The organism is Ectothiorhodosinus mongolicus (assembly GCF_022406875.1).
In the GTDB taxonomy this organism is placed as follows: Bacteria; Pseudomonadota; Gammaproteobacteria; order Ectothiorhodospirales; family Ectothiorhodospiraceae; genus Ectothiorhodospira; species Ectothiorhodospira mongolica.
On record NZ_CP023018.1, the window covers coordinates 1,694,078 to 1,721,070 of the forward strand.

The 26,993-nt window shown below is 57.0% G+C and carries 32 protein-coding genes, 1 tRNA gene and 1 pseudogene; 26 read left to right on the forward strand and 8 right to left on the reverse strand.

Going from position 1 to position 26,993, the window contains the following annotated elements; translation table 11 throughout:
* Positions 1–20: 20 nt before the first annotated feature.
* From CKX93_RS08245 to CKX93_RS08255, 3 genes are all read right to left on the reverse strand, one after another.
* Positions 21–209 carry a YgaP family membrane protein gene (locus CKX93_RS08245; protein ID WP_076756213.1) on the reverse strand — a complete coding sequence of 63 codons (189 nt, stop codon included), beginning with the start codon at positions 207–209 and terminating at the stop codon, positions 21–23.
* Between the two features lie 77 nt (positions 210–286).
* Complete coding sequence (locus tag CKX93_RS08250; RefSeq protein ID WP_076756214.1) at positions 287–1,177, reverse strand: carbon-nitrogen hydrolase; 891 nt, start codon at positions 1,175–1,177, stop codon at positions 287–289.
* Positions 1,178–1,204: 27 nt separating this feature from the next.
* Positions 1,205–1,291: transfer RNA gene (locus tag CKX93_RS08255), tRNA-Leu, on the reverse strand.
* 142 nt (positions 1,292–1,433) lie between these two features.
* On the opposite strand from CKX93_RS08255, the gene CKX93_RS08260 reads away from it, so the two are divergent.
* From CKX93_RS08260 to secF, 7 genes are read left to right on the forward strand one after another with little or no spacing between them, the layout of a single operon-like run.
* Positions 1,434–1,787 carry an STAS domain-containing protein gene (locus CKX93_RS08260; protein WP_076756215.1) on the forward strand — a complete coding sequence of 118 codons (354 nt, stop codon included), beginning with the start codon at positions 1,434–1,436 and terminating at the stop codon, positions 1,785–1,787.
* Positions 1,784–2,494 carry an acetolactate decarboxylase gene (budA, locus tag CKX93_RS08265; protein ID WP_076756216.1) on the forward strand — a complete coding sequence of 237 codons (711 nt, stop codon included), beginning with the start codon at positions 1,784–1,786 and terminating at the stop codon, positions 2,492–2,494. The genes CKX93_RS08260 and budA overlap by 4 nt, the downstream gene beginning before the upstream one ends.
* A 9-nt stretch (positions 2,495–2,503) precedes the next feature.
* Positions 2,504–3,553, forward strand: coding sequence for a tRNA preQ1(34) S-adenosylmethionine ribosyltransferase-isomerase QueA (queA, locus tag CKX93_RS08270; protein ID WP_076756217.1), 1,050 nt, complete (start codon positions 2,504–2,506; stop codon positions 3,551–3,553).
* Positions 3,543–4,658 carry a tRNA guanosine(34) transglycosylase Tgt gene (tgt, locus tag CKX93_RS08275; RefSeq protein WP_076756218.1) on the forward strand — a complete coding sequence of 372 codons (1,116 nt, stop codon included), beginning with the start codon at positions 3,543–3,545 and terminating at the stop codon, positions 4,656–4,658. Before queA ends, tgt begins: the two co-directional genes overlap by 11 nt.
* 26 nt (positions 4,659–4,684) lie before the next feature.
* Positions 4,685–5,014: a preprotein translocase subunit YajC gene (gene yajC / locus CKX93_RS08280; protein ID WP_076756269.1), complete on the forward strand. Its 330-nt coding sequence runs from the start codon at positions 4,685–4,687 to the stop codon at positions 5,012–5,014.
* 9 nt (positions 5,015–5,023) lie between these two features.
* Complete coding sequence (gene secD, locus CKX93_RS08285; protein ID WP_076756219.1) at positions 5,024–6,883, forward strand: protein translocase subunit SecD; 1,860 nt, start codon at positions 5,024–5,026, stop codon at positions 6,881–6,883.
* Between the two features lie 10 nt (positions 6,884–6,893).
* Entirely contained in the window at positions 6,894–7,832 is a 939-nt protein-coding gene (gene secF / locus CKX93_RS08290) for a protein translocase subunit SecF (protein ID WP_076756220.1), read from the forward strand.
* A 56-nt stretch (positions 7,833–7,888) separates the two neighbouring features.
* Here the strand turns inward: secF and CKX93_RS08295 are convergent, their stop codons facing one another.
* Positions 7,889–8,683 carry an inositol monophosphatase family protein gene (locus CKX93_RS08295; RefSeq protein WP_076756221.1) on the reverse strand — a complete coding sequence of 265 codons (795 nt, stop codon included), beginning with the start codon at positions 8,681–8,683 and terminating at the stop codon, positions 7,889–7,891.
* A gap of 30 nt (positions 8,684–8,713) precedes the next feature.
* Between CKX93_RS08295 and CKX93_RS08300 the strand changes: the two genes are divergently transcribed.
* The 18 genes from CKX93_RS08300 to der all read left to right on the forward strand — a co-directional run bounded on the left by CKX93_RS08300 (position 8,714) and on the right by der (position 23,926).
* Complete coding sequence (locus tag CKX93_RS08300) at positions 8,714–9,487, forward strand: RNA methyltransferase (RefSeq protein WP_076756222.1); 774 nt, start codon at positions 8,714–8,716, stop codon at positions 9,485–9,487.
* 75 nt (positions 9,488–9,562) lie between these two features.
* Positions 9,563–10,360, forward strand: a complete 798-nt coding sequence (gene cysE / locus CKX93_RS08305) for a serine O-acetyltransferase (protein WP_076756223.1) — start codon at positions 9,563–9,565, stop codon at positions 10,358–10,360.
* Between the two features lie 55 nt (positions 10,361–10,415).
* Positions 10,416–10,907 (forward strand): Rrf2 family transcriptional regulator, encoded by a 492-nt coding sequence (locus CKX93_RS08310; RefSeq protein ID WP_076756224.1) that lies wholly within the window; start codon positions 10,416–10,418, stop codon positions 10,905–10,907.
* Between the two features lie 65 nt (positions 10,908–10,972).
* Positions 10,973–12,187, forward strand: coding sequence for an IscS subfamily cysteine desulfurase (locus tag CKX93_RS08315; RefSeq protein ID WP_240076667.1), 1,215 nt, complete (start codon positions 10,973–10,975; stop codon positions 12,185–12,187).
* A 79-nt stretch (positions 12,188–12,266) separates the two neighbouring features.
* Entirely contained in the window at positions 12,267–12,668 is a 402-nt protein-coding gene (gene iscU / locus CKX93_RS08320; protein ID WP_240076653.1) for a Fe-S cluster assembly scaffold IscU, read from the forward strand.
* 127 nt (positions 12,669–12,795) lie between these two features.
* Entirely contained in the window at positions 12,796–13,119 is a 324-nt protein-coding gene (gene iscA / locus CKX93_RS08325) for an iron-sulfur cluster assembly protein IscA (protein WP_076756293.1), read from the forward strand.
* Entirely contained in the window at positions 13,116–13,667 is a 552-nt protein-coding gene (gene hscB / locus CKX93_RS08330) for a Fe-S protein assembly co-chaperone HscB (protein ID WP_076756294.1), read from the forward strand. The genes iscA and hscB overlap by 4 nt, the downstream gene beginning before the upstream one ends.
* Before the next feature lie 8 nt (positions 13,668–13,675).
* Positions 13,676–15,547, forward strand: coding sequence for a Fe-S protein assembly chaperone HscA (gene hscA, locus CKX93_RS08335; protein WP_076756295.1), 1,872 nt, complete (start codon positions 13,676–13,678; stop codon positions 15,545–15,547).
* 22 nt (positions 15,548–15,569) lie between these two features.
* Positions 15,570–15,908 (forward strand): ISC system 2Fe-2S type ferredoxin, encoded by a 339-nt coding sequence (fdx, locus tag CKX93_RS08340; RefSeq protein ID WP_076756296.1) that lies wholly within the window; start codon positions 15,570–15,572, stop codon positions 15,906–15,908.
* Positions 15,909–15,926: 18 nt separating this feature from the next.
* Positions 15,927–16,121 carry a Fe-S cluster assembly protein IscX gene (iscX, locus tag CKX93_RS08345; protein ID WP_076756316.1) on the forward strand — a complete coding sequence of 65 codons (195 nt, stop codon included), beginning with the start codon at positions 15,927–15,929 and terminating at the stop codon, positions 16,119–16,121.
* Between the two features lie 127 nt (positions 16,122–16,248).
* Positions 16,249–16,677: a nucleoside-diphosphate kinase gene (gene ndk / locus CKX93_RS08350; protein ID WP_076756297.1), complete on the forward strand. Its 429-nt coding sequence runs from the start codon at positions 16,249–16,251 to the stop codon at positions 16,675–16,677.
* Between the two features lie 2 nt (positions 16,678–16,679).
* On the forward strand, positions 16,680–17,798 hold the full coding sequence (gene rlmN, locus CKX93_RS08355) for a dual-specificity RNA methyltransferase RlmN (protein WP_076756298.1): 1,119 nt from the start codon (positions 16,680–16,682) through the stop codon (positions 17,796–17,798).
* Positions 17,798–18,358, forward strand: coding sequence for a hypothetical protein (locus CKX93_RS08360; RefSeq protein ID WP_076756299.1), 561 nt, complete (start codon positions 17,798–17,800; stop codon positions 18,356–18,358). Before rlmN ends, CKX93_RS08360 begins: the two co-directional genes overlap by 1 nt.
* Positions 18,348–19,391, forward strand: coding sequence for a helix-turn-helix domain-containing protein (locus CKX93_RS08365; RefSeq protein WP_076756300.1), 1,044 nt, complete (start codon positions 18,348–18,350; stop codon positions 19,389–19,391). Before CKX93_RS08360 ends, CKX93_RS08365 begins: the two co-directional genes overlap by 11 nt.
* Positions 19,392–19,413: 22 nt before the next feature.
* Entirely contained in the window at positions 19,414–20,715 is a 1,302-nt protein-coding gene (gene hisS / locus CKX93_RS08370) for a histidine--tRNA ligase (protein WP_076756301.1), read from the forward strand.
* An 11-nt stretch (positions 20,716–20,726) separates the two neighbouring features.
* Positions 20,727–21,353, forward strand: a complete 627-nt coding sequence (locus tag CKX93_RS08375) for a YfgM family protein (RefSeq protein WP_076756302.1) — start codon at positions 20,727–20,729, stop codon at positions 21,351–21,353.
* A complete protein-coding gene (bamB, locus tag CKX93_RS08380) occupies positions 21,340–22,521 on the forward strand; it encodes an outer membrane protein assembly factor BamB (protein WP_076756317.1) in 1,182 nt (393 codons plus the stop codon). The genes CKX93_RS08375 and bamB overlap by 14 nt, the downstream gene beginning before the upstream one ends.
* 1 nt (position 22,522) lies before the next feature.
* Complete coding sequence (der, locus tag CKX93_RS08385; RefSeq protein ID WP_076756303.1) at positions 22,523–23,926, forward strand: ribosome biogenesis GTPase Der; 1,404 nt, start codon at positions 22,523–22,525, stop codon at positions 23,924–23,926.
* Here the strand turns inward: der and CKX93_RS08390 are convergent.
* The 3 genes from CKX93_RS08390 to CKX93_RS08400 form a co-directional block, all read right to left on the reverse strand.
* A complete protein-coding gene (locus CKX93_RS08390; protein ID WP_200799847.1) occupies positions 23,923–24,078 on the reverse strand; it encodes a hypothetical protein in 156 nt (51 codons plus the stop codon). The two genes, der and CKX93_RS08390, sit on opposite strands and share 4 nt — an antisense overlap.
* Positions 24,079–24,093: 15 nt before the next feature.
* Entirely contained in the window at positions 24,094–25,152 is a 1,059-nt protein-coding gene (ygfZ, locus tag CKX93_RS08395) for a CAF17-like 4Fe-4S cluster assembly/insertion protein YgfZ (RefSeq protein ID WP_076756304.1), read from the reverse strand.
* A gap of 135 nt (positions 25,153–25,287) precedes the next feature.
* Positions 25,288–25,947 (reverse strand): Z-ring associated ZapG family protein, encoded by a 660-nt coding sequence (locus CKX93_RS08400; RefSeq protein ID WP_084178735.1) that lies wholly within the window; start codon positions 25,945–25,947, stop codon positions 25,288–25,290.
* A gap of 430 nt (positions 25,948–26,377) precedes the next feature.
* Between CKX93_RS08400 and CKX93_RS08405 the strand changes: the two are divergent.
* Positions 26,378–26,746 (forward strand): annotated as a pseudogene (locus tag CKX93_RS08405) (NifU family protein); the annotation flags it as partial.
* On the opposite strand, the gene CKX93_RS08410 reads toward CKX93_RS08405, so the two are convergent.
* The gene (locus CKX93_RS08410; protein WP_076756307.1) at positions 26,711–26,989 is read right to left on the reverse strand and encodes an FAD assembly factor SdhE; all 279 of its coding nucleotides are present in this window, start codon (positions 26,987–26,989) and stop codon (positions 26,711–26,713) included. The pseudogene CKX93_RS08405 and the gene CKX93_RS08410 sit on opposite strands and share 36 nt — an antisense overlap.
* Between the last annotated feature and the right edge of the window lie 4 nt (positions 26,990–26,993).

A 26,993-nucleotide genomic window follows, 5' to 3' on the forward strand; every position in this document is an offset into this window, starting at 1 on the left:
CGGGCCCACCCACAGCAGGCTTACTCCTTTTCGGTGGTGCTGAAATTAAACAGGGTATATGCCGGGCAAAAGCGAATAAAGCCGGTGGCAATAGGGATTAATCCCAGCCAACCCCAGTTGGTTTGCGGGCCGATAAACACCAGGGAGATCAAGCCCAGGCCGACAACAATGCGAATTAAGCGATCAGTACCACCAACATTAGCATTCATGGCAACGGCTCCTGCGAATAATGAGTAAGCCTTAATATTAACACCCTCTGATCAGGTGGGTGGTTTGATCTATATCATCAGGTGTCCTGGCGCGCATCCAGATAGCGTTGGTTTAAGTCGCTATAAGCATCAATGCGCCGATCGCGCAAGAACGGCCAAATACGGCGCACTTGTTCGCTGCGCGCCAAGGAGATGTCGGTGACGATAATGGCCTCGTCATCACTGGGCGCTTGCGCCAGCATTTCGCCTTGCGGTCCACACACAAAGCTACTGCCCCAAAACAGGCTCCCGCCGCTGCTGTCGGAAGGATCGGCTTCAAAGCCCACGCGATTACACACCAAAGTATGCAGACCATTGGCAATGGCATGACCGCGTTGCACGGTGATCCAGGCCTCACGCTGACGTTGCTGTTCCACGTCGGTATCGCTGGGGTCCCAGCCGATGGCCGTGGGATAAATCAGCAGCTCCGCGCCCGCCATCGCCATCAAGCGCGCCGCTTCGGGAAACCACTGATCCCAACACACCAAGACGCCCAGGCGGCCGATACTGGTTTGGATGGGCTGGAATCCTAAGTCTCCGGGCGTAAAGTAAAACTTCTCGTAATAGCCCGGATCGTCCGGGATGTGCATCTTGCGATAAATCCCGGCGATGCTGCCGTCACTCTCTAAAACCACCGCTGTATTGTGATAAAGCCCCGGTGCGCGCCGCTCAAAAAGCGAGGCGACAATGACAATGCCATGCTGCAATGCTTTCTTGGAAAGAATTTCTGTAGTCGGGCCCGGAATCGGCTCGGCCAGATCGAAAATATGCGGATCCTCGGTCTGACAAAAATACGGGCCGGTATGCAATTCCTGCAACACCACCAAGCGCACTTCTTGCTCAGCAGCGCGATCGATGGCTTTCAGAGTTTTATCCAGATTAGCGTGAATATCATCGCTGTTTTGTTGCTGGATCAGCGCAGTACGCATGTCTCACACCATAGCGATCGGTGAAGATGGTGCCGGGAGCGAGAATCGAACTCGCACTCCCTCGCGGGAACCGGATTTTGAGTCCGGCGCGTCTACCAGTTCCGCCATCCCGGCTTGAATGGGGCCGGCAAGTATAGCGCCTACGTTGCGGGAGTCCAAGCACGTAAAGCGAGTTTTTCGGGTAAACTGCTCCCATGCCTTTTAAGGGCTCGCCCGGAAGGCAGGTGGCGTCGGGTAACCCGAGTTCGGAGCATGCATGGATATTTCAATCAACGAAGAGTCAGGCGCGCGGGTGGTACACATCAGTGGCCGCGTCGACAGCAGCACCTCGCCTCAGTTAGATCAGGCCCTGAAAGAGTGTTTCGCTGGTGATTCACAGAGTCCTTTGGTATTGGACTTTGCCGAGGTCAGTTTCCTCTCCAGTGCTGGGCTTCGCATCTTACTGCTGGCTGCCAAGGCCGCCCGGCAGCAACACTTGAATCTGGCTATTTGCAGTCTGATTCCGCCGATTCAAGAGATATTCGAGATGAGCGGCTTTATGGGCATTATGGATGTGCACGCCGATAGACAACAGGCGCTAACCGCCTTGGCTGGTTCTAAAAGCTCATGAGTCGCAAGGGTTCCAGCTTGTACATCTCGGCGCCCGTGAATGCGCTGGTCGAGGGTTTGTATCGTGAGGACACCCTGGTGCGCGATATCCTCGAGCAAGGTGATTTTGGCATCGGCACCTTCAATGATCTGGATGGTGAGATGGTGGTCGTCGATGGGCGGGTCTATCAACTGCGAGCCGATGGCCTATCTCATGATGTGCCCGATGAGGCGCGCACGCCGTTCGCCTGTGTGACTTTTTTCCGTCCCTATAGTTTTGAGGATCTCGATCAGCCGCTGGATTATGCCCAGCTCATCGATATCTTGGATCGTATGGTGCCCTCTAAAAATATGCTCTATGCCATTCGCCTCGAGGGTCATTTTGACTATGTGCGCACCCGATCGGTGCCCCGTCAAGACGCCTACAAGCCGCTGGTGGAAGTCACGCGAGAGCAACCCGAGTTCGAGTTCGAGAACGTCCGCGGCACCATGGTGGGGTTTTGGACGCCGGATTTTCTCAGTTCAGTGGCCGTGCCCGGCTATCACCTGCATTTTCTCACTGAAGATTGCCAGCGCGGCGGTCATTTACTGACCTGTAAGCCGCATGGCATCCGCGTCTCCTTGCAGCATATGCCGAATATTCAATTAGGCCTGCCGATGACATTGGATTATCTGACCCAAGGTTTTGACCGCGATATCCAAGCCGACCTCAATGAGGCTGAGCACTGATCCATCCCCATGCAGCTCAGTGATTTTGTTTATGACCTACCGGCGGAGCTGATCGCCCAGCATCCACCGGAAAAGCGCGGTGACTCGCGGCTACTGTGCCTAGAGGGTGAGGACGGCGCGCTAGCCGATCGCCATATCCGCGATCTGCCGCGGCTGCTTAACGCCGGGGACCTCTTGGTCGTCAACAACACCTCGGTCATCCCAGCGCGGCTGCATGGCGTTAAACAAGCCAGTGGTGGGCGGGTCGAAGTCCTGGTTGAGCGCCTGCTGGGGCCTTTTGAGGCATTGGCTCATGTACGTGCCAGTAAGTCGCCAGCCGCCGGCACCCAGCTGCTGTTGGAGGACGTGATCGAGGCAGAAGTCACCGGTCGCGAGGGCGACCTTTTTGCGCTGTGCTTTAAGGACTCGGTGCTAGATTTGCTCGATACCCATGGGCACATGCCTTTGCCGCCTTATATCGCGCGCGATGATGCACCCGCCGATCGCCAGCGTTATCAGACGGTATATGCCAAAGAGCCGGGTGCGATTGCCGCACCTACAGCGGGATTACATTTTGATGATGCGCTCATGCAGGCGGTTAAGAACCAGGGTGTTGAAGTTGCAGAGGTGACCCTGCATGTCGGCGCCGGAACCTTCCAGCCGGTGCGCGTCACCGATATTGCCCAGCATGTGATGCACAGCGAGTGGCTGCGTGTCACCGAGTCCGTGTGTGCGCAAGTGCGTGCCTGCAAGGCCCGCGGCAATAGAGTGGTGGCCGTGGGAACCACCAGCGTGCGCAGCCTTGAAACGGCAGCGCAAAGCGGTGAGATCATGGCCTTTGAAGGCGAAACCCAGTTATTCATCACCCCCGGCTATCGTTTCCAGGTGGTCGATGCGCTGCTCACCAATTTTCATTTACCGGAATCCACGCTCCTCATGTTAGTCAGCGCTTTTGCGGGGCGTGAGCAGGTACTGGCGGCTTATGCGCATGCGGTAGCGCAGCGCTATCGGTTTTTCAGTTACGGGGATGCTATGTGGCTTACCCCACACAAATCAGCGACACCACAGCATGAAATTTAATCTTCAAACCCAAGATGGCGCGGCGCGGCGCGGCCAGCTGCAATTCGCTCGCGGCGTGGTGGATACCCCCGCCTTTATGCCGGTGGGGACCTACGGTACGGTCAAAGGCATGACGCCCGAGGAGCTCCAAGACCTCGGCGCGCAAATCATCTTGGGCAATACCTTTCATCTCATGCTGCGCCCCGGTACGGAAGTGATTAAAGCCCATGGCGACTTGCATGACTTCATGCATTGGCAAGGCCCCATTTTGACTGATTCTGGTGGTTTTCAAGTCTTTTCTCTGCAAGATCTCCGCAAGTTAACCGAAGAAGGCGCCAAGTTTCGATCGCCTGTGGACGGCTCACCGATCATGCTCACGCCCGAGTTGTCGATGCAGGTACAGCGTGATTTGGGATCCGATATCGTGATGATCTTCGATGAATGCACGCCCTATCCGGCCACTCATGGAGAGGCGCGCGAGTCCATGCAGCTTTCCCTGCGCTGGGCCGAGCGCTCGAAGACCGCTCATGGTGATAACCCGTCGGCCCTGTTTGGCATTGTTCAGGGCGGCATGTACGAGGATTTGCGGCGCGAGTCGTTGCAGGGACTCACCCAGATCGGCTTTGATGGCTACGCCATTGGCGGTCTGTCGGTGGGTGAACCCGAAGACGAAAGGCATCTCGTGTTGGATGCGCTGATGCCGCATATGCCAGCCCAGGCGCCCCGCTATCTCATGGGGGTGGGACGTCCTGAGGATATCGTTGAGGCTGTGCGCCGCGGCGTGGATATGTTTGATTGCGTGATTCCCACGCGCAATGCTCGCAACGGATTTTTGTATACGAGTACCGGTGTTATGAGAATTCGCAACGCACGCTTTCGCGAAGATACAGCGCCGATAGACAAGGACTGTGGATGCTATACCTGCCGCCATTACTCCCGCGCTTATTTGAAACACCTGGATCGCTGCAATGAAATTCTCGCCAGCCGTCTGGCGACAATTCATAACCTTTATTATTACCAGCAGTTGATGCGGGAAATCCGCGCGGCAATCACCGAACAGCGCTTTGAGGATTGGGTGAAAAGCTTCTACGCCAAGCGCGCGCAAACGCCGCCGTCTATGCCATAATGCCCGCTTTTCTCACGGAGGCTGGCATGAACTTTCTGATTTCTGACGCCTATGCTCAGCAAGGCGGCGCCGCCGGCGGCGGTTTCATCGAATTTTTGATCATGATTGTGATCTTCTTCGCGATTATGTACTTCCTCATCATTCGTCCGCAGAGCAAGCGCGCCAAAGAGCACAAGTCCATGGTCGATGCCCTGTCCAAGGGTGATGAAATCGTCACCAATGGCGGTTTGGTGGGTAAGGTCACACAAGTGCATGAGAACTTCATCAAGGTGGAAATCTCTGAGGGTTTGCAAGTGGGCGTCCAGCGTCAGTCTGTGGCCACCGTGCTGCCCAAGGGCACGATGAAGGACATCTAAAGCGCCGTAATGAATCGTTATCCTGCCTGGAAATATCTGCTGATTATCGCAGCGGTCGTCTTCGGCCTGCTGTATGCCTTGCCGAATCTGTACCCCGAGGACCCGGTGGTGCAAGTGGCGCATCCCATTGCCGAAGTGGTGGATGCCGATACGCAGTTGCAGATTCGCGGCATTCTCGAGGGCCGTGGCGTCGAAGCCAAGGCCTATGAGTTTGATGGCGCCCAGTTTCAGGTGCGCTTTGAAACCACCGACGAACAGCTGCGCGCCGCCGATATCTTGCGCACCGCCATGGGGGATTTATCCATTGGCCTGAATCTAGCGCCGGCAACGCCCGGTTGGCTAGCAGCGATCAATGCCCGGCCCATGGCCTTGGGTCTGGATTTGCGGGGCGGCGTCCACTTTCTTATGGAAGTCGATATGGATGCCGTGGGCGATAATATCGCTGAGCGCTACGCCAGTGAGTTCCGTACGATTTTGCGTGAGGAAACCACCCGCTATCTAACGATCGAGCGCGATGGTCAAACAGTGTTGGCTCGCTTTGATGATGCGCAGCGGCGTGATGAGGCCTTGAATGTGGTGCGTCGCGAATACCGCGGTGATCTGGATTTTGCCACGCGTCAGGCCGGACCGGTTTATTTGATTGTCGCTAACATCAGTCGCGACCAAATGGATATTCAGCGGCGCCTAGCGGTGCAGCAAAACATCACCACCCTGCGCAACCGCGTCGATGAATTGGGTGTGGCCGAACCGGTGATTCAACAGCAAGGGGAGAACCGTATCGTCGTGCAACTCCCCGGTGTTCAGGATACCGCTCGCGCCAAAGAGATTTTGGGTGCCACGGCAACCTTGGAGTTTCGGTTGGTCGATGAGGGCAATGATCCCTTCGAAGCCCAAGCGACCGGGCGCGTGCCCGCCAACTCGCGGTTGTATTTCGAGCGCGATGGCTCGCCGGTATTGCTGCAGCGGCGCGTCATGCTCACCGGTGATTACATCAATGACGCCACCTCCGGTATTGCCCAAGACTCGGGTGGCCCCGCGGTCTTTATCAATCTAGATGCTCAAGGGGCGCGTATTTTTAGCCGCGTCACCGGTGAGAATATCGGGCGCCTCATGGGCACGGTGTTCATCGAAACCGCCACCGAAACCGTGGAGCGTGATGGCGAAATGGTGCGCCAAACCACGCGCACGGAAGAGGTGATTAACGTCGCCCGTATTCAGGATCAATTGGGTCGGCGTTTTCAGATCACGGGATTGGACAGCACCCGTGAAGCCCGCAATCTGGCCTTGCTGCTGCGTGCCGGGGCGTTGGCCGCGCCCATGAGTATTATTGAGGAACGCACGGTGGGTCCCAGTCTTGGTCGCGATAACATCGAACGCGGCTTTAACTCCGTGGTGATCGGCTTTATTTTGGTCTTGTTGTTTATGGCGATTTATTACCGAATCTTCGGAGTGGTTGCCAATGTCGCCTTGGCGCTGAATCTGGTGTTGATCATCGCCATTCTCTCGTTGTTGCAAGCGACGCTCACCCTGCCGGGTATTGCCGGTATCGTCTTGACCGTGGGTATGGCGGTGGATGCCAACGTGCTGATTTTTGAGCGTATTCGTGAAGAGCTGCGCAATGGGAATTCACCCCAGGCAGCGATTCAAGGAGGCTATGCGAACGCGCTCTCCACCATTGTGGATGCCAACATCACGACCTTGATCGCGGCTTTGGTGCTGTTCCTATTTGGTACCGGGCCCATCAAAGGCTTTGCCATCACCTTGTCGATTGGCATTCTCGTGTCCATGTTCACCGCGCTCGTGGTGACCCGCGGTATGATTAACCTGATCTACGGGCGCCGCCGGCGTCTGCAGAAACTGGCGATTTGAGGCAAGTCCCATGCAACTGAACTTTGCCAATGCCAATATCAACTTCCTGGGTCAGCGTCGCATCGCGATGGTGATCTCAGGCCTATTACTGCTGGCCTCGGTGTTGTTTCTGATCTTTCGCGGGCTGAACTTTGGCATCGACTTCACCGGCGGTACTTTGGTGGAAGTGGGTTATCCCGAGCCAGTGGCTTTAGAAGAGGTCCGCGACCAATTGGAAGAGGGCGGTTACGGCCGCGCTACGGTGCAATACTTCGGTACTTCCCGCGATGTGTTGATTCGTTTAGCGCCGCGTGAGGGTCAAAATACCGCTGATCTATCCGAGGGTGTGTTGCGTGTGTTGCGTTCTGGCGGTCCTGAGGGCGTGGAACTGCGCCGTGTCGAATTTGTCGGTCCCCAGGTGGGCGAAGAGCTGCGCGAAAAAGGCGGTCTGGCCATGATCTATGCGCTGTTTGGTATTTTGATCTATGTGGCCTTGCGCTTTGAATGGCGCTTTTCTTTGGGTTCGGTAGCGGCTTTGGTGCATGACGTGGTTATCACTTTGGGCATTTTCTCGGCGCTTTGGTTGGAGTTTGATTTGGCAGTGCTGGCAGCCATTTTGGCGGTGATCGGCTACTCGTTGAACGACACCATTGTGGTCTATGACCGCATTCGCGAGAACTTCCGCAAGCTGCGCAAAGACGCCGCTGAGACGGTCATGAATAAGTCGGTGAATCAGGTTTTGGCACGCACCATCGTCACCAGTGCCACGACCTTGTTGGTGTTGCTGTGTTTGTATTTTCTAGGCGGCGCGGTGATTCAAAACTTCGCCCTAGCGCTGATCATCGGCGTGATCGTCGGTACCTACTCATCGATCTACGTGGCGGCAGCGGCGGCCTTGATGCTGGGTGTCGACCGCAAAGTCTTGCTGCCGGTGAAGAAAGAAGGCGAAGAGTTCGACAGCCTGCCTTAGTGCGGCGGGCTTATTTCCGCGCACTCAGGCGTTTGCGGCGGGTTTGGCTCCCGAGATCAGGCGGTCTTGTTAATCAGCGGATGCAGTCGCTGCAACATGCCCTTGAAGACTTTCGGGCTGGCGGCAACGATGTTGCCACTCTCCAAGAAGCGTTCGCCGCCACTTAAATCGCCCACCAAGCCACCGGCCTCTTGTACGATTAAGGCGCCAGCAGCGATGTCCCATTGATTGAGATCGCTTTCCCAAAAGCCATCCAGACGTCCACAGGCCACATAGGCCAAATCTAAAGAAGCAGCCCCGGCACGGCGCACCCCCGCAGTGCCTGGCAACAGCGCGCGTAAGGCCTCAATAAAGAAATCCAGATCATGATGGGCGCGAAACGGAATGCCGGTGCCCAGCAATACCCCATTGAGATCTTTGCGGTCGCTGACGCGAATGCGACGGTTATTGAGCATCGCGCCGCCGCCACGGCTGGCGGTGAACAGTTCTTCTTTGATCGGATCGTAGATCACCGCCTGCTCAAGACGCTTGCCCTGCTTAAGCGCAATCGATACGGCGTATTGCGGGATGCCGTGAATAAAATTGGTCGTGCCATCCAGCGGATCGATAACCCAGGTGAATTCACTCTCAGAGTCACTGGCCCCGCTTTCCTCCGCCAAAAACCCATGATCCGGATAGGCGCGGCGCAAGATGCGAATGATTTCTTCTTCGGCGGCCTGGTCGACTTGGGTGACAAAGTCATTGGCGTCTTTTTGTTGCACGCTTACCATATCGAGTCGATTGGCGCTGCGGGCGATAATGGATCCGGCGGCGCGCGCGGCTTTAATGGCGGTGTTGAGATACGGATGCATGCAAGATTTCCGAAAACAGGCAAACTTAAGATGGCGAACGATACACAAGACGCAAGCACTTTAGAAGCGGCTCGGGCTTTGGGCTCGGTGCGCATGGTGCTGTTAAACACCACCCATCCGGGCAATATCGGTGCCACCGCACGCGCCATGAAGAATATGGGCTTGAGCGATTTGCGTTTGGTGGCACCCGTACATTTCCCGCATGCTGATGCCACCGCTAGGGCATCGGGGGCGGACGATTTACTGGCGCAAGCCGTGGTTAGTGACACATTGGATGCCGCAGTCGCTGAGTGCCATCGGGTGTTTGGCTGCAGTGCGCGTCAACGCAGCTTGCGCTGGCCACAGCTGACTCCGCGCGAAGCCGCTGAACAGCTGATTGCCGCCACGGCTGAAGGACCCGTGGCCTTGCTGTTCGGGCAGGAGCGCATCGGTCTGACCAATGAAGAAATGGACGCCTGCCAGGCCTTGGTGACCATCCCCACAGATCCGGCTTATAGCTCGCTGAACATCGCCGCAGCTTTGCAGGTCATGGCTTATGAACTGCGCTTGGCGGCGCTGGCCAATTCGCCGCTACCACCATTGGAGCTGGACCTACCTTTGGGTGAGGCTTGGGCGCGACAGGAAGATGTCGAGCGCTTTTACGAGCATCTCCAGCGGGTGCTCATCGATCTGGATTTTCTCGATACTGAGAACCCTCGGCACTTGATGCGTCGGCTGCGGCGCCTGTTCTCCCGAACCCGATTAAGCGCCAATGAAGTAGCTATTTTGCGCGGCATGCTCACCGCCATACAACAATCCCGCTAGGTGAATTCGTCTCGTTGGCTATCGCGGTAGTACAATGCCAAGCACTGGCCAGAGTAGAAGACGGAATTCAATCTGATGTTCGAGCGATTGCGAGAAGATATTCGCTGCGTTTTTGATCGCGACCCCGCGGCGCGCCACCGCTTTGAGGTGGTAACGACTTATCCTGGGGTGCACGCGCTCATCCTGCATCGTTTGGCACATGCCTTATGGGGCATGGGGTTGCGGTGGGTGGCGCGTTTGTTGGCCTATTTCAGCCGCTGGCTCACCGGTATCGAGATTCATCCTGGCGCCACGATTGGCCGGCGGTTTTTTATCGATCATGGCATGGGTGTGGTGATTGGCGAGACCGCGCAGATTGGCGATGACTGCACGCTCTATCATGGCGTGACTTTAGGCGGCACCAGTTGGGAGAAGGGCAAGCGTCATCCCACATTGGGTAATAACGTCGTGGTTGGCGCCGGTGCGAAAATCCTCGGGCCCTTACACATTGGCAATAATGCCCGCGTCGGCTCCAATGCCGTGGTGCTCAAGGACATCCCCGCTGGCGCCACCGTAGTCGGCATTCCCGGGCGTATTACCGCGCTCGAGGGGGGCGAGGCTGCCGGGCTGGATGCGCCAGGTGCCGCCGGCAGTTTTAATGCCTATGGCACGACCGAAAACATGCCCGATCCCGTGGCGCTGGCGATTAATCGCATCCTCGATCATTTGCATACGCTGGATCATCGCATGGATGAAAACAGCCACGCGCTCAAAACCTTAGGGGCGCAAGTGGATGACACGACGATTCACGAGTTGGCGGCTGAGGAATTGGGAGACTTGGGGCTGGCCAATCAGCCTCGGCAAAACCCCGGCACCGGCACGGATAATTCTTGACTATTTTGATCGGAAATTGTTACAATACCCAGACAAATTTTAGGGAGTTAGCGTCATGAGACTGACCACAAAAGGTCGCTACGCGGTAACCGCCATGCTGGATCTGGCCATTCATAATGATCAGGGTCCGATCTCCTTGGCAGATATTTCTACGCGGCAGTGCATCTCACTGTCCTACCTAGAGCAGTTATTTGCTCGCCTTCGCAAACAGGGTTTGGTGTCGAGTACGCGTGGTCCTGGGGGCGGCTACACCCTGAGTCGTCCGCCGGCCGAGCTAGCTATCGCCGATGTCATTTCAGCCGTTGATGAAAAATTGGATACACGCCGTTGTGGCGGTGCTGAGGACTGCCAGAACGAAGAGCGTTGTCTCACCCATGAACTCTGGAGTGACTTAAGTGACCGCATCCACACCTTTTTAGCGAATATCACTCTCGAAGACGTGATGAAAAGCAGCGGAGTTCAAGAAGTCGCTGAACGTCAGCGCCGTCGCGTCGAAGAAGTCGTCAGTTTTCGTCGCGGTCGCGGTGGGTCCTTAATGACCCATTGAAACAGCCCTAAGCGAACATAAATTCAGCATTAAGCCCTATTCAGGATCAGGAGACACCAGTGAGTATCAAGTTACCGATTTATTTGGACTATTCCTCGACCACGCCGATGGACGAGCGTGTGGCCAAGAAGATGAGTGAGTATTTGACGGTGGATGGATTGTTTGGCAATCCGGCCTCGCGCTCACACAAGTTTGGCTGGGAGTCTGAGGCGGCGGTCGAGGAGGCGCGTGAAGAGGTGGCTGCGTTGGTGAACGCGGATCCGCGCGAGATTATTTGGACCAGTGGTGCCACCGAAGCCAACAACCTGGCGATCAAAGGCGCTGCGCACTTCTACCATAAGAAGGGCCGTCATATTGTGACCGTTAAGACCGAACACAAAGCGGTGTTGGACTCCACGCGCCAACTCGAGCGCGAAGGCTATGAAGTGACCTACCTGGATCCTGAGCCCAATGGTCTGGTGGATCTGGCTAAGCTTGAGGCGGCGCTGCGCGATGACACGATCTTGGTGTCGATCATGCATGTGAACAATGAGATCGGCGTGATCCAAGACCTGAACGCCATTGGCACCTTGACCCGCTCCAAAGGGATTATCTTTCATGTCGATGGGGCGCAGTCCACCGGTAAGGTGGTGATTGATCTTGAGAAGCTGCCGGTAGACCTGATGAGCTTTTCGGCGCACAAGACCTATGGCCCCAAAGGCATTGGTGCTTTGTATGTACGTAGAAAGCCCCGCGTTCGCCTAGAAGCGCAGATGCACGGCGGCGGCCATGAGCGCGGTTTGCGCTCGGGCACCTTGGCCACCCACCAGATCGTTGGTATGGGCGAGGCTTTCCGCATTGCCCGTGAAGAGATGGGCACGGAGATGGAGCGCGTCAGAAGTCTGCGCGATCGTCTGTGGAATGGCCTTAAGGATATGGACGAGGTCTACCTCAATGGCGACTTGGAACAGCGCGTTGCTGGTGCTTTGAACGTCTCGTTCAACTTTGTCGAAGGCGAGAGCCTGATCATGGCGCTCAAGGATATCGCCGTATCCTCGGGCTCGGCCTGTACCAGTGCCAGTCTTGAGCCCTCATACGTGCTGCGCGCCTTGGGCCGTGATGATGAGCTGGCACACAGCTCGATTCGCTTCTCCATTGGCCGCTACACCACGGCTGAAGAGATTGACTACACCATTGATCTGGTACGCGGCGCCGTCGAGAAGCTGCGTGAGCTGTCCCCGCTGTGGGAGATGCACCAGGAAGGCATCGACCTCAAAACCGTAGAGTGGGTCGCCCACTAACCCCCCAAATGGGGTCAGACCCCACCAAAAACGCACAAATGGGGTACGACCCCACAAACCCGAAGAGGAGAACCAAGACATGGCATACAGTAACAAGGTGTTGGACCATTACGAGAACCCGCGCAATGTGGGAGCGATGGACAAGAACGATGCGAGCGTGGGCACTGGTATGGTGGGCGCCCCGGCTTGTGGTGATGTGATGAAGCTGCAGATTCGGGTGAGCGAGGCGGGCGTGATTGAAGATGCCAAGTTCAAGACCTATGGCTGTGGTTCGGCGATTGCCAGTTCCAGCTTGCTGACTGAGTGGGTCAAGGGTAAGACCTTGGACGAAGCCGGCAGCATCAAGAACACGCAGATTGCTGAAGAGCTGGCTTTGCCGCCGGTGAAGATCCACTGTTCGGTCTTAGCCGAAGACGCGATCAAGGCTGCCATCGACGACTACCGCAAGAAAAACGGCACAGCCGTCAGCGAAGTCGCCTAACGTAAAAATGGGGTCAGACCCCATTTGGGGTCTGACCCCCAACCAACGGGGTACGACCCCATTCGGGGTCGTACCCCTAAAAAAGGGGTCTGTCCCCGTTTTTACCCAGTCTTCCAAAGGAGGCATCATGGCAATAGCAATGACCGAAACTGCTGCGAACCGCGTCCGCACCTTCTTGGATGAGCGCGGCAAAGGGATTGGCTTGCGTCTGGGTGTACGCACCACAGGCTGCTCGGGTATGGCCTACGTCATGGAATTCGCCGACGAGCTTGAAGAAGGCGACACAGTGTTCGAGGACAAGGGCGTTAAGCTGATCATCAATCCGCGCAGCTTGGTGTACCTCGATGGCACTGAACTGGATTACACCAAGGAAGGCTTAAACGAAGGTTTTAAGTTCAATAACCCGAACGAAAAATCACGCTGCGGCTGTGGTGAAAGTTTCGGGATATGAGTTCGCAGTTGGACTTCTCGCGCAGTTATTTCGCGCTGTTCGGGCTGCCCGAACAATTCGCGGTCGATCAGGCCGCGCTTGCAACGGCCTATCGCCAGCTTCAGTCCGAACTGCATCCGGACCGCTTTGCCAGTGCAGCGGATGACCAGCGGCGCCTAGCCGTGCAGGGCGCGACGCATGTGAATGAGGCCTACGCGACGCTCAAAGATGAAGGACGGCGCGCGCGCTATTTGTTGTCGCTAGCGGGCGTAGAGATTGATGACGAAAAAGACACGACCCACGATATGGAATTCCTCATGGATCAAATGGCGCTGCGCGAAGCCCTCGACGAATTGCCCCAAGCAGCCGACCCCGTTCAGGCATTAGAACAGCTCGAAAAGGACATCAAAAACCGTTACCGCGGACTGTTGGATGGTTTCGTTGCCGCCTGGGAACAACAGGCGTGGGATGAGGCCCGCGAACGGGTGCTACAAATTCGATTTTTTGAAAGGCTGCGCGAGCAATTGGCGCATCAGGCGGAAGTCATCGATGACTCACTCATGAGCTAGAGCGAAAAATGTCTTTACTCCAGATTTCTGAACCGGGATTGTCCACAGCGCCACACCAGCACCGTCTGGCTGTGGGCATTGATTTGGGCACGACCAATTCACTGGTAGCCAGCGTACGCAGCGGCATGGCTGACTGCCTAGCGGATGAGAACGGCCGATCCCTGGTGCCTTCGGTGGTGCATTTTGCCCCCAATGGCGACGTCATCGTCGGCCATGAAGCCAAAACCTCAGCCGCCACCGACCCGCTCAACACCATCGCTTCAATCAAACGCCTGATGGGGCGGGGCATCGCTGACCTTAAAACCGTAGCCGGTCATGTACCTTATGCCTTTGCCGCCGATGAGGGCGGAATGCCGCGCCTACAAACCCGCGCGGGCGATCTCACCCCAGTGGAAATTTCCGCAGAAATTCTTCAATCGCTCAAGGCACGCGCCGAAGAGGCATTGGGCGGCGAGCTCGCCGGTGGCGTGATCACCGTGCCAGCCTACTTCGATGACGCACAGCGCCAAGCCACCAAAGACGCCGCCCGCATCGCTGGCCTAAACGTTTACCGCTTATTGAATGAGCCGACGGCTGCCGCCATTGCCTATGGGCTGGATCAAGGGCAGGAAGGCGTGATTGCCGTCTACGACCTCGGCGGTGGCACCTTTGACGTGTCGATCTTGCGCCTCAACAAGGGCGTGTTCGAAGTCCTGGCCACCGGCGGTGATAGCGCCTTGGGCGGCGATGATTTTGATCGAGCCATAGCCAGCTGGATGATGCAGCAGGCAGGCCTTGATGCCGACACAGGCCACCAGCGTATGCGCCAACTGATGCTCGAAGCCTGTGCTCTCAAAGAGCGATTAAGCGATGTCGATGAAGCCCCATGGCAACTGGCCTTGGATGACGGCAGCGTCTACCAAGACACGCTAGGCTTAACCCAGCTGCATGAGCTGCTGGACCCGTTGATCAGTAAAACCCTAGCCACCTGTCGGCGTGCCCTGCGTGATGCCGGGATCGATCGCGAAGAAGTCATCGACGTGGTCATGGTCGGTGGATCGACGCGCGTGCCGCGGGTGCGTGAGCGTGTGGCCGAGTTCTTCGAGCGCGCACCCAGGATTGATATCGACCCGGATAAGGTGGTCGCCATCGGCGCCAGCTTGCAAGCCGACATACTGGCCGGCAACAAGCCCGGCGATGAGATGCTGTTGTTGGATGTCATCCCCCTGTCCTTAGGCATGGAGACCATGGGCGGCTTGGTGGAACACATTATTCCGCGCAACACGACCATCCCCGTAGCCCGCGCCCAGGAGTTCACCACCTTCAAAGATGGGCAAAATGCCATGGCACTGCACATCGTGCAGGGCGAACGCGATTTGGTCGACCATAACCGCTCATTGGCCCGGTTCACGCTATCCGGTATTCCGCCGATGGTCGCCGGTGCCGCGCGCGTGCGGGTCACCTATCAAGTCGATGCCGATGGCCTGTTGAATGTCACCGCCCAAGAAATCGTCAGTGGTGTGCAGTCCAGCATTGAGGTCAAGCCGTCTTATGGGCTCACCGATGCGGAAATCGAGACCATGCTCACCGATTCCCGCAGTCATGCTCTCGACGATATGCAGTTGCGCCGTCTGCGTGAACAACAAGTCGAGGCAGAACGCGTGCTCGAAGCCTTACGCTCAGCGCTCAAAGCGGATGGCCGTCTGCTCTCTAATGAGGAACATGCGGCGATCGAGCAGGCCCGGAATCATCTCGCACAAGTGGCCAGCGGTGATGATCATCTGGCCATCGAAGCAGCGATCAAGGCTGTCGAGAGTGAGAGTGAGGCTTTTGTGGCTCGACGCATGAACAGCAGCATCAGTCAGGCGATGTCCGGACGCCGCGTTGAAGAATTCGATTAACCCTTGGAGTGATAAACCCGCTATGCCAAAAATCATTTTTCTCCCCCACGAAGAGATGTGCCCTGAGGGTGCGGTGATCGACGTTGAGCCTGGTACCACCGTGTGTGACGCTGCCTTGGCCCACCACATCGATATCGAACATGCTTGCGAGAAATCCTGTGCCTGTACCACCTGTCACGTGTATGTGCGTGAGGGTTTTGAGTCACTGGAGCATCCCACCGAGACCGAAGAGGACTTGCTGGACAAAGCTTGGGGCCTAGAGCCGGATTCACGCCTGTCCTGCCAAGCAGTGGTCACGGATACCGATCTGGTGGTGGAAATCCCCAAATACACCATCAATCAGGTCTCGGAACATCACTAAGAGGACGCCATCATGGGACTGAAATGGGTCGATAGCCTAGAAATCGCCATCGCGCTGGACGAAGAACATCCCGACGTCGATCCGCGCAGCATTAATTTTGTGGAGCTGCGTGAATGGGTGATGGCGCTGCCGGAATTTGATGATGCGCCCGATCGCAGCGGTGAACGAATTCTCGAGGCCATTCAATTGGCTTGGATGGAAGAGCGCCAGTAGGCCAGAGCCAGATTGGGGTGCTCTATTCCCCGTCCGCTGAAACCATTAAACTACGCCGCTTATCCGGCCACCGGCTTTTTGCCGCGTGGCTGGGCTATGATTGAAACACACACACTTGGAGTATTGCATGGCTGTTGAACGCACCCTTTCCATCATTAAGCCCGACGCGGTGGCTAAAAATGTCATCGGCGAGATCTATAGCCGCTTCGAAAAAGGCGGCTTGCGCATTGTCGCCGCCCGCATGATGCAGCTCAGCCGTGAACAAGCCGAGGGTTTTTACGCCGTGCACCGCGAGCGCCCCTTCTTCAAAGACCTCGTCGACTTCATGATTTCCGGCCCAGTGGTGGTCCAAGTCTTGGAAGGCGAGAATGCCATTGCCCGCAACCGCGAGCTGATGGGTGCCACCAACCCCAAGGAAGCCGCAGCAGGCACGATCCGTGCAGATTTCGCGGACAGCATTGATGCCAATGCCGTGCATGGCTCCGACGGTCCCGACACCGCCCGCGAAGAAATCGCTTACTTTTTCAAGCCTGAAGAAGTCTGCGCCCGAGGCTAAACATGAGTCATCACCCGCGCGATAACTTACTGGGCATGAGTCGTGAAGCGCTCACGGCCTGGTTTGTCGCGCGCGGTGAAAAGCCTTTTCGCGCCGTGCAGGTACTCAAATGGGTACATCAGCGCGGCGTCACCGATTTCGATGCGATGACCGACTTGTCCAAAGCCGCACGTGCGATGCTCACTGAACAAGCCTGTATCGACGTACCCGAAATCGCGCTGGAACAAAATGCCAAAGACGGCACGCGTAAGTGGTTGTTGCGCCTGGAAGACGGCAATTGTATCGAAACCGTCTTCATCCCCGAGGATGGTCGTGGCACGTTATGTGTCTCTTCTCAGGTAGGCTGTGCTTTGGACTGTAGTTTCTGTTCCACAGCGCGCCAAGGCTTTAACCGTAACCTCAGCAGCGCGGAAATCATTGGCCAATTACACGTCGCGCGCCAAGTGCTGCAGCCTGAAGAGGGAAAAAGTCGTGTGGTCAGCAATGTCGTGATGATGGGCATGGGCGAGCCATTGCTGAATTTCGAACCCGTGGTGGATGCCATGTCGCTGATGCTCGAAGACAATGCGTATGGCTTGAGCCGTCGCCGTGTCACCCTGAGTACCTCGGGCATTGTACCGGCCATTGATGAGCTCAGAGAACGCTTGCCAGTGTCGCTGGCGCTGAGTCTACATGCACCGGATGATGAATTACGTAATGAACTGGTGCCCATCAACCGCAAATACCCTTTGCAAGTCTTGCTGGATGCCTGTCGCCGCTATGCCGGCGCCGGCGGCCACCATGACCGCATCACCATGGAATATGTGATGCTTGATGGCGTCAACGACTCGCCCGAGCAGGCAAGAGCGCTGGCGAAAATCCTCTCGGATATTCCCTGCAAAGTAAACCTCATTCCCTTTAATCCGTTTCCCGGAGCGCCCTATCAGCGCTCTTCTCAAGAGCGGATCAACACCTTCCGTCAGATTCTGACTCGCGCTGGACTGATTACCGTGACGCGTCGCCCACGGGGTGATGATATCGATGCGGCCTGTGGCCAGCTGGTGGGCCGAGTCGCTGACCGCACTCGCCGTGCCATGCGCTATGCGCGCATTGAATCTGTGGGTGTTGTCGCCGCCTCTTAATGGCGCATCGCTTTGCCTGGGTTCTCGTCGGCGCGCTTGCCTTAGGCGGCTGCGCGCAAAACTCGCTCACATCCGCGGCCAATGCGCAACGGGCCGCGCACTTACAAGCACAAATCGCCCTGCACGCGTGGAGTGTCGGTGATAGTCAAGAAGCGCAAATGCGCCTCGACGAAGCGCAGCGTTTAGATCCGCAACAACCGCTGATCTGGGCCGTCAGCGGCCTCATCCAAGAAGAACATGGCCAGCTGGTTTTGGCCAGCGAGAACCTAAAAAAAGCCTATGGGCTTGCACAAGGCGACGGAAAAATACTTAATATATATGGTACATTTCTGTGTCGACAGGGCGAATTCGCCCAGGCAGAGGCCATGTTTCAGTTAGGATTGAATGACACGGCGTACGCTACGCCTGAGATGTTATGGACCAATGCGGGCATTTGCGCACGGGAAACCGGTGACATCGAGCGGGCGAGAAGTTATTTTGGTGAGGCGCTGAAGCTGCGTGATGACTATCGGCCCGCACTGCAGGAATTAAGCCGTTTGGAAACCGATTATGGCCACTGAGCAAATCGATGAAGCAGGAACCAGCGAGCTCGCTCAGGGAGTGAGCGCGTCACCAGGGGCGCTTCTCAAGGCCGCACGTGACGCCAAGGGCCTGAGCCAAAGCGATTTGGCCTCACGTCTACTGTTGAAAACCGCTGTCATTCAGGCGCTGGAAAACGATCAGTTCGACTCCTTGCCCGCCACGCCCTACATTAAAGGGTATCTGCGCGGCGCGGGTAAGGTCTTAGAAACAAACCCGCGGCAGATGCTGGAAGCCTATGACGCCTTGTTCCCAGCGGTCATGCAAAAGCCCCTAGAAAGGATGCCTGAACGCTCCATGATGGGCGAAGAAGAAGCACATCCTCCGGCGCTCATGCGGCGGCAATCTCGTTGGAAGTCTCCGCCGGTTCTTTGGAGTGCCGTCGCTGTAGTGCTGGTGGGTTTTACCGCAATATGGTACGTCGATCGGCAACCCCCAGCGGGTACCGCCATCGAAGGCAGCATGCTATTGCCTCCCGCCAATTCGTCAGTGGGGCCCGATGTCACCCGAGAAACCTCGAACGCACCGCCGGTAGCTCGGACTACCGGTACTCAGCCTGTCACTCCGGAGCCTGAAACATCCCCCCTGCCTGAGGCAGCCGCTTCTGAGCCCACCTCGAGTACCCCTCCCGCTGAAGAGGCCGTTGTGGCTGGGGTAGAGACGCCGCAAAGCGCCCCTTCTTCAACCCCGGAAATTCTGGCAAGCGCGCCAATATCAGCAACACCGCAACAGAATTCACCACGGGCGAGGGTGACAGAGCCGTCCGCTGCCATGGTGCGCATTCAGTTATTTTTGGAAGAGAGTTCTTGGATTGAGGTCGTCGACGGAGAGGGTCAAAGACAGATTTACGATCTGCTGACTGCCGGCTCGGAACGGAACATCGAGGTTTCCAGCCCCGTACAGATTTTTCTCGGCAATGCGCCGGGTGTGGACTTGCGATTGAATGGTGAAATCATCGAGACCGCGACAAGTGCGCGTGGGGATAATACACTACGCCTGACCTTAGGCGATTAAGCTGTAACCAAAAACCATCTCGATGAGTAAACACATTAAATCCATTCGTGGCATGCACGATATTCTGCCTGCCCAAACCCCGCTGTGGCAGTGGCTAGAATCCCAGACCCGAGCTGTTCTTTCCGCCTACGGATACGCGGAAATCCGCTTCCCCATTGTTGAGCAAACCGAGTTATTCGCGCGCTCCATCGGTGAGGTCACGGACATCGTCTCCAAAGAGATGTACACCTTTGAAGACCGCAACGGCGATCAACTAACCCTGCGCCCTGAAGGCACCGCAGTCTGCGTGCGTGCCGGCATCGAAAATGGCCTCTTGCATAATCAGCAACAGCGGCTCTGGTATGCCGGCCCGATGTTTCGCCACGAACGGCCGCAAAAAGGCCGCTACCGGCAGTTCCATCAAATCGGTGTCGAAGCGTTCGGCATGGTTGGTCCCGATGTCGATGCCGAGCTGATCTTGATGACCGCGCGGCTGTGGCGGGCTTTGGGCCTCAAAGATCTGCGCTTGGAGATTAATAGCTTGGGCACGCCTGAGGCACGACAGAACTACCGCCAGGCGCTGGTAGCGCATCTCAAAGAGCATCAAGAGGTCTTGGATGCCGAATCTCTGGAACGCTTAGACACCAATCCCCTGCGCATTTTGGACAGTAAAAATCCGGCGCTACGGCCGGTGATTCAATCCGCGCCCAGTCTTTTGGACTATCTGGATACCGAGTCGGCGGAACATTTCGAGAACCTGCAACAACGCTTGAGTGCCGCAGACGTGGCATTCGTGGTCAACCCGCGCTTGGTGCGAGGCCTTGATTATTACTCCCGCACCGTCTTTGAATGGATCACCGACGCCTTGGGCGCCCAAGGCACGGTCTGCGCCGGCGGCCGCTATGATGGTCTGGTCCAACAATTGGGCGGGCAAGCCACCCCGGCAGCCGGTTTTGCCATGGGCATGGAGCGCCTCATCGCCCTACTGGAAGAATCAGGGGCACAACCGGCCGAGCCGGAGGTGCATGCTTATTTGGTTTTGGTGGGCGCTGCCGCCGAACAGCAGGGGCAATTATTGGCAGAGCACTTGCGTGATCGTCTGCCACAGCTACGTCTACAGATGAACTGCGGCGGTGGGCAGTTTAAAGCCCAGCTGCGCCGAGCAGATCGCAGTGGTGCGCACTATGCGCTGATCATCGGTGATGCCGAAGCAGAAAAAGCCGAGGTGGCATTGAAACCCTTACGCGATTTGAGTGCCAATCAGCGCGCAATGCCCAGCGCAAACGTGGCAGAATACTTGGCTGAACAGCTGGCTTTGCCGCTGCACGACAAGCGACCCGATTAGGAGAAGGCCGCATGGCCAACACAGACGAAGAAACCATCGAACAGATCAAGCGATGGTGGAAGGAAAACTCACTCGCCATCATCCTTGGCCTGGTTCTGGGCCTTAGCGCAGTGCTTGGCTGGCGCTTCTGGGACGGACACCAAGAGCGTACCGCGACTCAGGCATCGGATATCTATCACAGCCTGCAGGTGGCTGCCGTGCGCCAGCCTGAGCTGGCTAGAGCTCAGGCCGAATTGTTGATCGCCGATTACCGTCGCACACCTTATGCCATGCTGGCGCATCTGGAATTAGCGGCTCTGGCGGTGGGCGAGGATGATCTGGCGCGCGCCGAGGATCATCTCGAGACGGTGATGCTCAACAGCCGTTACCCTGAACAGCAGGCTCTAGCGCGCGTTCGCCTGGCGCAGATACAGTTAGCGAGTGAGAACCCGCAGGGCACGCTCGAGATTCTGTCCGCGGATTTGCCCGCTGCATTCGCCTCAATAGCCGATGAGATGCGTGGTGATGCGCATCGCCAGTTGGGTGATTTGTCGGCTGCAAGGGCTGCGTATGAGCGGGCCATTGCTTCGGCAGCCGGCGTCAGCGACTATTTGCAAATGAAACACGATGCCCTGGGCCAGTTTGATGACACACCATAGCCAACGTCCAATCTCCTTGTTGAGATCCATTTTCCTGCTGTTGATCGCCGCCAGCCTCAGTGCGTGTGGAGGCATATTTACCCGCGATACGGCTGAACCACCGGCGCCGCTGCCGGCCTTTGAAGCCGAGGTCCAGCCGCGGGTGGCTTGGAATCGTAGCGCTGGAGCGGGTACGGGAGGTCAGTTTTTGCGGCTCTCACCCTATGTGACGGATGCCCAGATCGTGGTGGCAGATGCACGCGGCATGGTCAGCGCTTTTTCCCGTGATGATGGGGCTAGCCTCTGGCAGGTCCGCCTGGATCTGCCGCTGACCGGCGGCGTCAATGGCGGCAGTGATGTGGTCATCGTTGGTAGTGGCTTCGGTGAGGCCATTGCCTTGAACCTAAGCGATGGTGGGGAGATCTGGCGTCGGCGTTTGTCCAGCGAAGTCATGGCGATATCTGCTGTGAGCCAAGGGGCCGTGGTGGTGCGCACCAATGACGGCCGCTTGCATGCCCTGGATGCGCGCACCGGAGAAGTGGGCTGGACCGCAGGGCGCACCACTCCGGCCTTGAGTTTACGTGGTTCAGGCACGCCCTTGATGCTGTCGGGGCGGGTTGCCGCGGGCTTTGATAACGGCCGCTTGGTGATGTTTGGTCTAGGCCGCGGCAACGCCCTTTGGGAAGCGGTGATCTCGACGCCTAGCGGCCGCTCTGAGTTGGAGCGCATGGCGGACGTCGATGGGGCCATGGTGCTGGCCGATGGAGTCTTGTATGCCGCTGGCTATCAGGGTCAGGTGGTTGCCTTGAGCGTTTCCGATGGCCGCACGCTGTGGCAGCGTGATCTGTCCTCCTACCAAGGTGTGGCGGTAGCCGGCGATATGTTGTTCACCACCGATAGCTTTGGTCATGTCTGGGCCTTGGATCGTCGCAATGGCGCTACGCTGTGGCAGCAAGACCAACTTCGACTGCGTGGTGTGACCGTACCGGTGGTTTTGGGTGGCTACGTCGTGGTCGGCGACTACCAGGGTTATCTGCATTGGCTCTCCCCAGAGGACGGCGCGTTGTCAGGTCGGGTGCAGGGTGATCGTAACGGCATCGCCGGCGAAATGCGGGTAGTTGACGGGACAGTGTATGCGTATGGCCAGGGTGGACAATTGGTGGCGGTAAACGCGCCCGATCTGCCGTGATATGAAATCCGTCATCGCCCTAGTGGGGCGGCCCAATGTCGGTAAATCCACGCTGTTTAATCAGCTTACCCGCTCGCGCGATGCCTTAGTGGCCGATCGTCCTGGGCTCACCCGTGATCGCCAGTATGGCCTAGGTAAAGTGGGTGAACGGTCCTATCTGGTGGTGGACACCGGGGGGCTCAGCGGAGAAGCAGAAACACTCGATACCTTGATGGCTCAGCAGACCCTGCAGGCAGTCTCTGAATCCGATGTGGTCTTGTTTTTAGTCGATGCCCGTGAAGGGCTCAGCGGCGCTGATGAAGCGGTTGCCGCTCGCCTGCGGGTCATGGGTAAGCCAGTATTGTTGGTGTTGAACAAAACCGATGGCTTGGATCCCGATGCCACCGCTGCGGAGTTCCACAGCCTGGGTATCGGTGCGCCTATTCCGATTGCCGCCGCGCATGGCCGGGGGATTCAAGGGCTGATGCGGCGAGTCTGGGAACATCTCCCGGACTCCGAAGCCGAAGAGCAGGAACATGAAGCGTTCTGGCCAGGCATCCGTATTGCCTTTGTAGGCCGCCCCAATGCCGGTAAATCCACCTTAATGAACCGCATCCTCGGTGAGCAGCGGGTGCTGGCCAGTGACATCCCGGGAACGACGCGCGACAGCATCTTCGTGCCATTTCAACGAGATGAGAAACAGTACACCCTGATCGATACCGCAGGCGTGCGCCGCCGGGCCCGCGTGCATGATGCCATCGAAAAGTTTTCCGTCATCAAGACCCTTCAAGCTATCGATGCGAGTGATGTGGTGATTTTTCTGCTCGACGCGCAGCAGGGGATCGCCGAACAAGACGCGCACCTCTTGGGCTTGGTCATGGATGCGGGCCGGGCCTTGGTGGTGGCGATTAATAAATGGGATGGCTTATCGCCCGACCAACGCGAGCGGGTCAAGGCCGACTTGGACCTGAAGCTACCGTTTTTAGATTTCGCTGAAAAGCGTTTCATCTCGGCTTTGCATGGCACTGGCGTAGGGGACTTGTTTGCCGCAGTGGAGCGCGCCTATCAGGCCGCCCGCATCAAAGTCTCTACCCCCGAGCTAATGCGCCTTTTGGATCAAGCTTTAGCCATGCATCAGCCGCCTCTGGTTCGAGGTCGGCGCATCAAGCTGCGCTATATTCACCAGGGTGGCAAACAGCCGCCGATATTTGTCATTCATGGCAACCAAACCGATGCCTTGCCCGCTAGCTATAAACGCTATCTCAGCAATTGGTTTCGCCAACAACTGCAGCTGGTGGGTACGCCCATTCGCCTTGAGTTTCGGACGGGTGAGAACCCCTATGAAGGCAAGCGCAACACCCTGACCCCGCGCCAACAATACAAACGCAAGCGCCAGAAAAAACATCTACAAGGTCGCAGTCGCTAGAGCAGGCGCAAAAAGCCACCCACGAACAACACGCCCAGCACCGCAGCGATCACATATAGCGTGTTAGACAGCTTGCGGTTGTTCTCACGGCTGAAATAAGCCGCCCAAACCATCAGCAAAATCGCAACAAATAGAAAAAACAGGAATCGCATCAGAGTTCCTTAGCGTTAGCCTGCCTTGGCGGCTTCCAACGAGTAGGGTAGCGACATAACGCTCGCGGCAGGTCCCTCAGCACTGCCCAAATGAAGATCGCCAGATTCGGCGCTGGCAATCTTGAGTACCGCCAGTGCTTGCAGTCCCCCATCCGGGTGGGGTTGGGCTTCAACAATAAAGCCAGCCGGTTGGTCTGGGTCGTTTTTGGCATCAAACAGCGGCGTATTCGGTTCAGGCGCGTCATCGATGGGCAGTGCTAGGCGATACATGCGCCGCTTGAGTTTGCCGAGATAATGCGATCGTGCCACCACTTCTTGGCCCGGATAACAGCCCTTATTGAAGTTAACCCCGCCGAGCAATTCCATATTCGCCATTTGTGGCACAAAGGCCTCAGCGGTCTGCGGATAAATCTGCGGAATACCCGCCATGATGTCCAAGAGTCCCCAATAAGGCGCACCTACGGGAGCGCAGCGCACATTCAATTTCTGCCACAGTTGAGTCATGGGTTCCAGGTCACCATAAATCTCGAAGCGATCATGCAGGCCAGGAATGCAGATAATGCTATAGCTGTCATGTCGTACCACGTTATCTGTCGCCTCCGGTGGGTCGATACCCAAAGCGGTTTTCAGCTCGGCTCGAGCATTTGGGCCAGACAGACCCAGGCGCACCAAAGCATCATCCGCATCTTCCAGCGTCACCTTGGCCCGTAGAATGAACATGGACAGACGCTTTAGCGTGGCCTCAACGGTCTCGCGGGGTAGGCGCATATAAAGCGCTTCGCCGCGGCGAAACATACGAAAAACGGCAAGCATGCGGCCCTTGGGGGTGCAGTAACTGCCCAAATGACTGATGCTCTCGCTGATGTCGGTCACATCGAGACTCAATTGTCCCTGCAAAAACGCTTCCGCATCCTCGCCATGGGCGCTGATCAGGCCGTGATGCGATAAATCGCAGAGGATATCGCCGGTGACCACAACGCTGTTTTCGCGCTCAGGGTTGCCAAAGTGCATGACGCGCTCGCCGTCAAATTCTGCACCGGCCTGAAGTAAGAAATCTTTCCATTCGGGTTTCATGCAGTGCTTGCCTCACGGGTAGATACCGAACATTGAGCCCGTATCTTAGAACAAAGTTCCCCGAGAGTGGGTGATGCACCCAAAAAGAAAGCGGGTATCAGTGTGCGCCGATACCCGCTTTGACTCCCACCAAAATCAAGACTTCTTGTGGGTATCCATCGGGTTTGGACGGATACGGATACGATCGGGCTGGTCGGGCGACTTCACCACGCTGTCGGCGCCGGGGATGGTTCCGGGCGAACTCGGGGTAGGCTTGGCGCTGGAGGCAGGGCGCATCGCTGAACTTGCCGCTGGTCGCGAACTTTGCACCGTTGCTCCCGAAGGGGCGCTTGGCTTAGCCGCGGGCGTGGCAGACTGCGTCGGTATTGGCTTAGCTGTCGGCGGGGTGCTCGGCGCCGGGGTGGCTTTGCCAGAGATCGCGCTTTGCTTGTCTTCCTCGGTGAGTTCCAAGAGCTTGGCCGCGGTGCTCGGCAGCGCGCGGTTTTGCGGCCCGGCGCCCAATTGGTCATAGCCTTTCACCACATGCTCATACATGTCGCGATAGCTGTAGGCCATCTTGGTGAATAACTCGGCGCTACTTTGAAAGTGTCGGTCCACCTGTGAGCGGTAGGCCATGGATTTGCTGCGCTGATTTTCCAGCTCGGCTTCTAATTCACGCACCCGTCCGGCATCGCCCTGCTGGCGGCCGTACCAATAACCCAACACCAAGGCAACGATGATTCCCACCACGATATATATCGGTCCCGCATCCATAAGAAACTCCCTCATGATTGCAGCCAGTTCAGTTGAGTCCATGACGATCTCCCGAAGAGGAAATAAAAGATCATTATGGACGAGGCGATCTCATAAAAAGTCTACCTAAGTCATCATTTTTTCACTGCAAAACCCAGCGCAATCCTAGGTCATGCCATGTTAGAGATCCAATTAAAGCATTCGCTCTGGGCTCACTTGGCCTGTGATGATTTGGGCCAATGGTGGATTCGCCGCCCGCACGGCCCCTGGCATGCTTTTTATTTGCATTATGATACGGTGGCCTTGCCCAGTTTGATTTTGCTTTATGCACAGTTCCGGCGTGGCGCCCGGTTGCGCCTCGTCTTAGGCCCCTGGTCGGCCTCTGCGGATGAATTGCGCAGGCTGCGTGTCGCGCTCAGACTTTCGTCTATACTCAAGCCCGAAGATCAAAAGAGGTAAGGCGATGATTGTTGATGAAAAAGCCCTGCAGGCGTTGCTGAATCCCAACCCAGACCACGTCTACAGTGAGGATGAATTGGATGCCATCGAAGAACTTGATGCCGAACTGGCGCTGCGCCTTGACCGTGCGCAAACCTTAGCGGCCCGCGAAAAAGATGACGTGCCGGCCGATGGTCCGATTGATGTCGAGACCGTGAAGGCCTCGGTACACGAGGCCCGCAAGATTCTCATGCAAGACGGTGGCGACATCGAATTTGTGGCCTTGGAGGACCGCACGGTGAAGGTGCGCTTAAAAGGCGCCTGTGTGGGATGCCCGCGCTCCACTCTGGATTTGAAAAATGTGGTCGAGCGCTTAGTGCGCTCGCGCTCACCGGGAGTGGCTGAGGTGGTCAACACCTTCTGAGTCGGGGGTGAAGTTACGACGCACCCTTGCTGCGATGTCGATCAGCTCGGTGCGCTCCACCGGCTCGCCATACAACAACCAGCGTTGTAGACAATCGTCCTCCTGATCCAAAAGCCGATCCAGCTGCGCCACATGTTCGGTATCCAAATGCCCGGCTTGCGCATCCAGGTAGCGTTCGAACATCAGATCCAGCTCTTTGGTGCCGCGCCGGCTGCGCCAGCGAAGTCGCGATAATTCACTCATGGCG

Bases quoted from the DNA above. Each gene is read 5' to 3' on its own strand.
- hscB (WP_076756294.1), top strand. From the start codon at position 13,116: ATGAGTTCGCAGTTGGACTTCTCGCGCAGTTATTTCGCGCTGTTCGGG.
- ndk (WP_076756297.1), top strand. From the start codon at position 16,249: ATGGCTGTTGAACGCACCCTTTCCATCATTAAGCCCGACGCGGTGGCT.
- CKX93_RS08375 (WP_076756302.1), top strand. From the start codon at position 20,727: ATGGCCAACACAGACGAAGAAACCATCGAACAGATCAAGCGATGGTGG.
- rlmN (WP_076756298.1), top strand. From the start codon at position 16,680: ATGAGTCATCACCCGCGCGATAACTTACTGGGCATGAGTCGTGAAGCG.
- CKX93_RS08410 (WP_076756307.1), bottom strand. From the start codon at position 26,989: ATGAGTGAATTATCGCGACTTCGCTGGCGCAGCCGGCGCGGCACCAAA.
- CKX93_RS08390 (WP_200799847.1), bottom strand. From the start codon at position 24,078: ATGCGATTCCTGTTTTTTCTATTTGTTGCGATTTTGCTGATGGTTTGG.
- secD (WP_076756219.1), top strand. From the start codon at position 5,024: ATGAATCGTTATCCTGCCTGGAAATATCTGCTGATTATCGCAGCGGTC.
- CKX93_RS08295 (WP_076756221.1), bottom strand. From the start codon at position 8,683: ATGCATCCGTATCTCAACACCGCCATTAAAGCCGCGCGCGCCGCCGGA.
- queA (WP_076756217.1), top strand. From the start codon at position 2,504: ATGCAGCTCAGTGATTTTGTTTATGACCTACCGGCGGAGCTGATCGCC.
- hisS (WP_076756301.1), top strand. From the start codon at position 19,414: ATGAGTAAACACATTAAATCCATTCGTGGCATGCACGATATTCTGCCT.
- ygfZ (WP_076756304.1), bottom strand. From the start codon at position 25,152: ATGAAACCCGAATGGAAAGATTTCTTACTTCAGGCCGGTGCAGAATTT.
- budA (WP_076756216.1), top strand. From the start codon at position 1,784: ATGAGTCGCAAGGGTTCCAGCTTGTACATCTCGGCGCCCGTGAATGCG.
- iscA (WP_076756293.1), top strand. From the start codon at position 12,796: ATGGCAATAGCAATGACCGAAACTGCTGCGAACCGCGTCCGCACCTTC.
- CKX93_RS08310 (WP_076756224.1), top strand. From the start codon at position 10,416: ATGAGACTGACCACAAAAGGTCGCTACGCGGTAACCGCCATGCTGGAT.
- fdx (WP_076756296.1), top strand. From the start codon at position 15,570: ATGCCAAAAATCATTTTTCTCCCCCACGAAGAGATGTGCCCTGAGGGT.
- CKX93_RS08365 (WP_076756300.1), top strand. From the start codon at position 18,348: ATGGCCACTGAGCAAATCGATGAAGCAGGAACCAGCGAGCTCGCTCAG.
- tgt (WP_076756218.1), top strand. From the start codon at position 3,543: ATGAAATTTAATCTTCAAACCCAAGATGGCGCGGCGCGGCGCGGCCAG.
- cysE (WP_076756223.1), top strand. From the start codon at position 9,563: ATGTTCGAGCGATTGCGAGAAGATATTCGCTGCGTTTTTGATCGCGAC.
- hscA (WP_076756295.1), top strand. From the start codon at position 13,676: ATGTCTTTACTCCAGATTTCTGAACCGGGATTGTCCACAGCGCCACAC.
- CKX93_RS08250 (WP_076756214.1), bottom strand. From the start codon at position 1,177: ATGCGTACTGCGCTGATCCAGCAACAAAACAGCGATGATATTCACGCT.
- der (WP_076756303.1), top strand. From the start codon at position 22,523: ATGAAATCCGTCATCGCCCTAGTGGGGCGGCCCAATGTCGGTAAATCC.
- CKX93_RS08300 (WP_076756222.1), top strand. From the start codon at position 8,714: ATGGCGAACGATACACAAGACGCAAGCACTTTAGAAGCGGCTCGGGCT.
- iscU (WP_240076653.1), top strand. From the start codon at position 12,267: ATGGCATACAGTAACAAGGTGTTGGACCATTACGAGAACCCGCGCAAT.
- secF (WP_076756220.1), top strand. From the start codon at position 6,894: ATGCAACTGAACTTTGCCAATGCCAATATCAACTTCCTGGGTCAGCGT.
- CKX93_RS08245 (WP_076756213.1), bottom strand. From the start codon at position 209: ATGAATGCTAATGTTGGTGGTACTGATCGCTTAATTCGCATTGTTGTC.
- yajC (WP_076756269.1), top strand. From the start codon at position 4,685: ATGAACTTTCTGATTTCTGACGCCTATGCTCAGCAAGGCGGCGCCGCC.
- CKX93_RS08260 (WP_076756215.1), top strand. From the start codon at position 1,434: ATGGATATTTCAATCAACGAAGAGTCAGGCGCGCGGGTGGTACACATC.
- CKX93_RS08400 (WP_084178735.1), bottom strand. From the start codon at position 25,947: ATGGACTCAACTGAACTGGCTGCAATCATGAGGGAGTTTCTTATGGAT.
- CKX93_RS08360 (WP_076756299.1), top strand. From the start codon at position 17,798: ATGGCGCATCGCTTTGCCTGGGTTCTCGTCGGCGCGCTTGCCTTAGGC.
- bamB (WP_076756317.1), top strand. From the start codon at position 21,340: ATGACACACCATAGCCAACGTCCAATCTCCTTGTTGAGATCCATTTTC.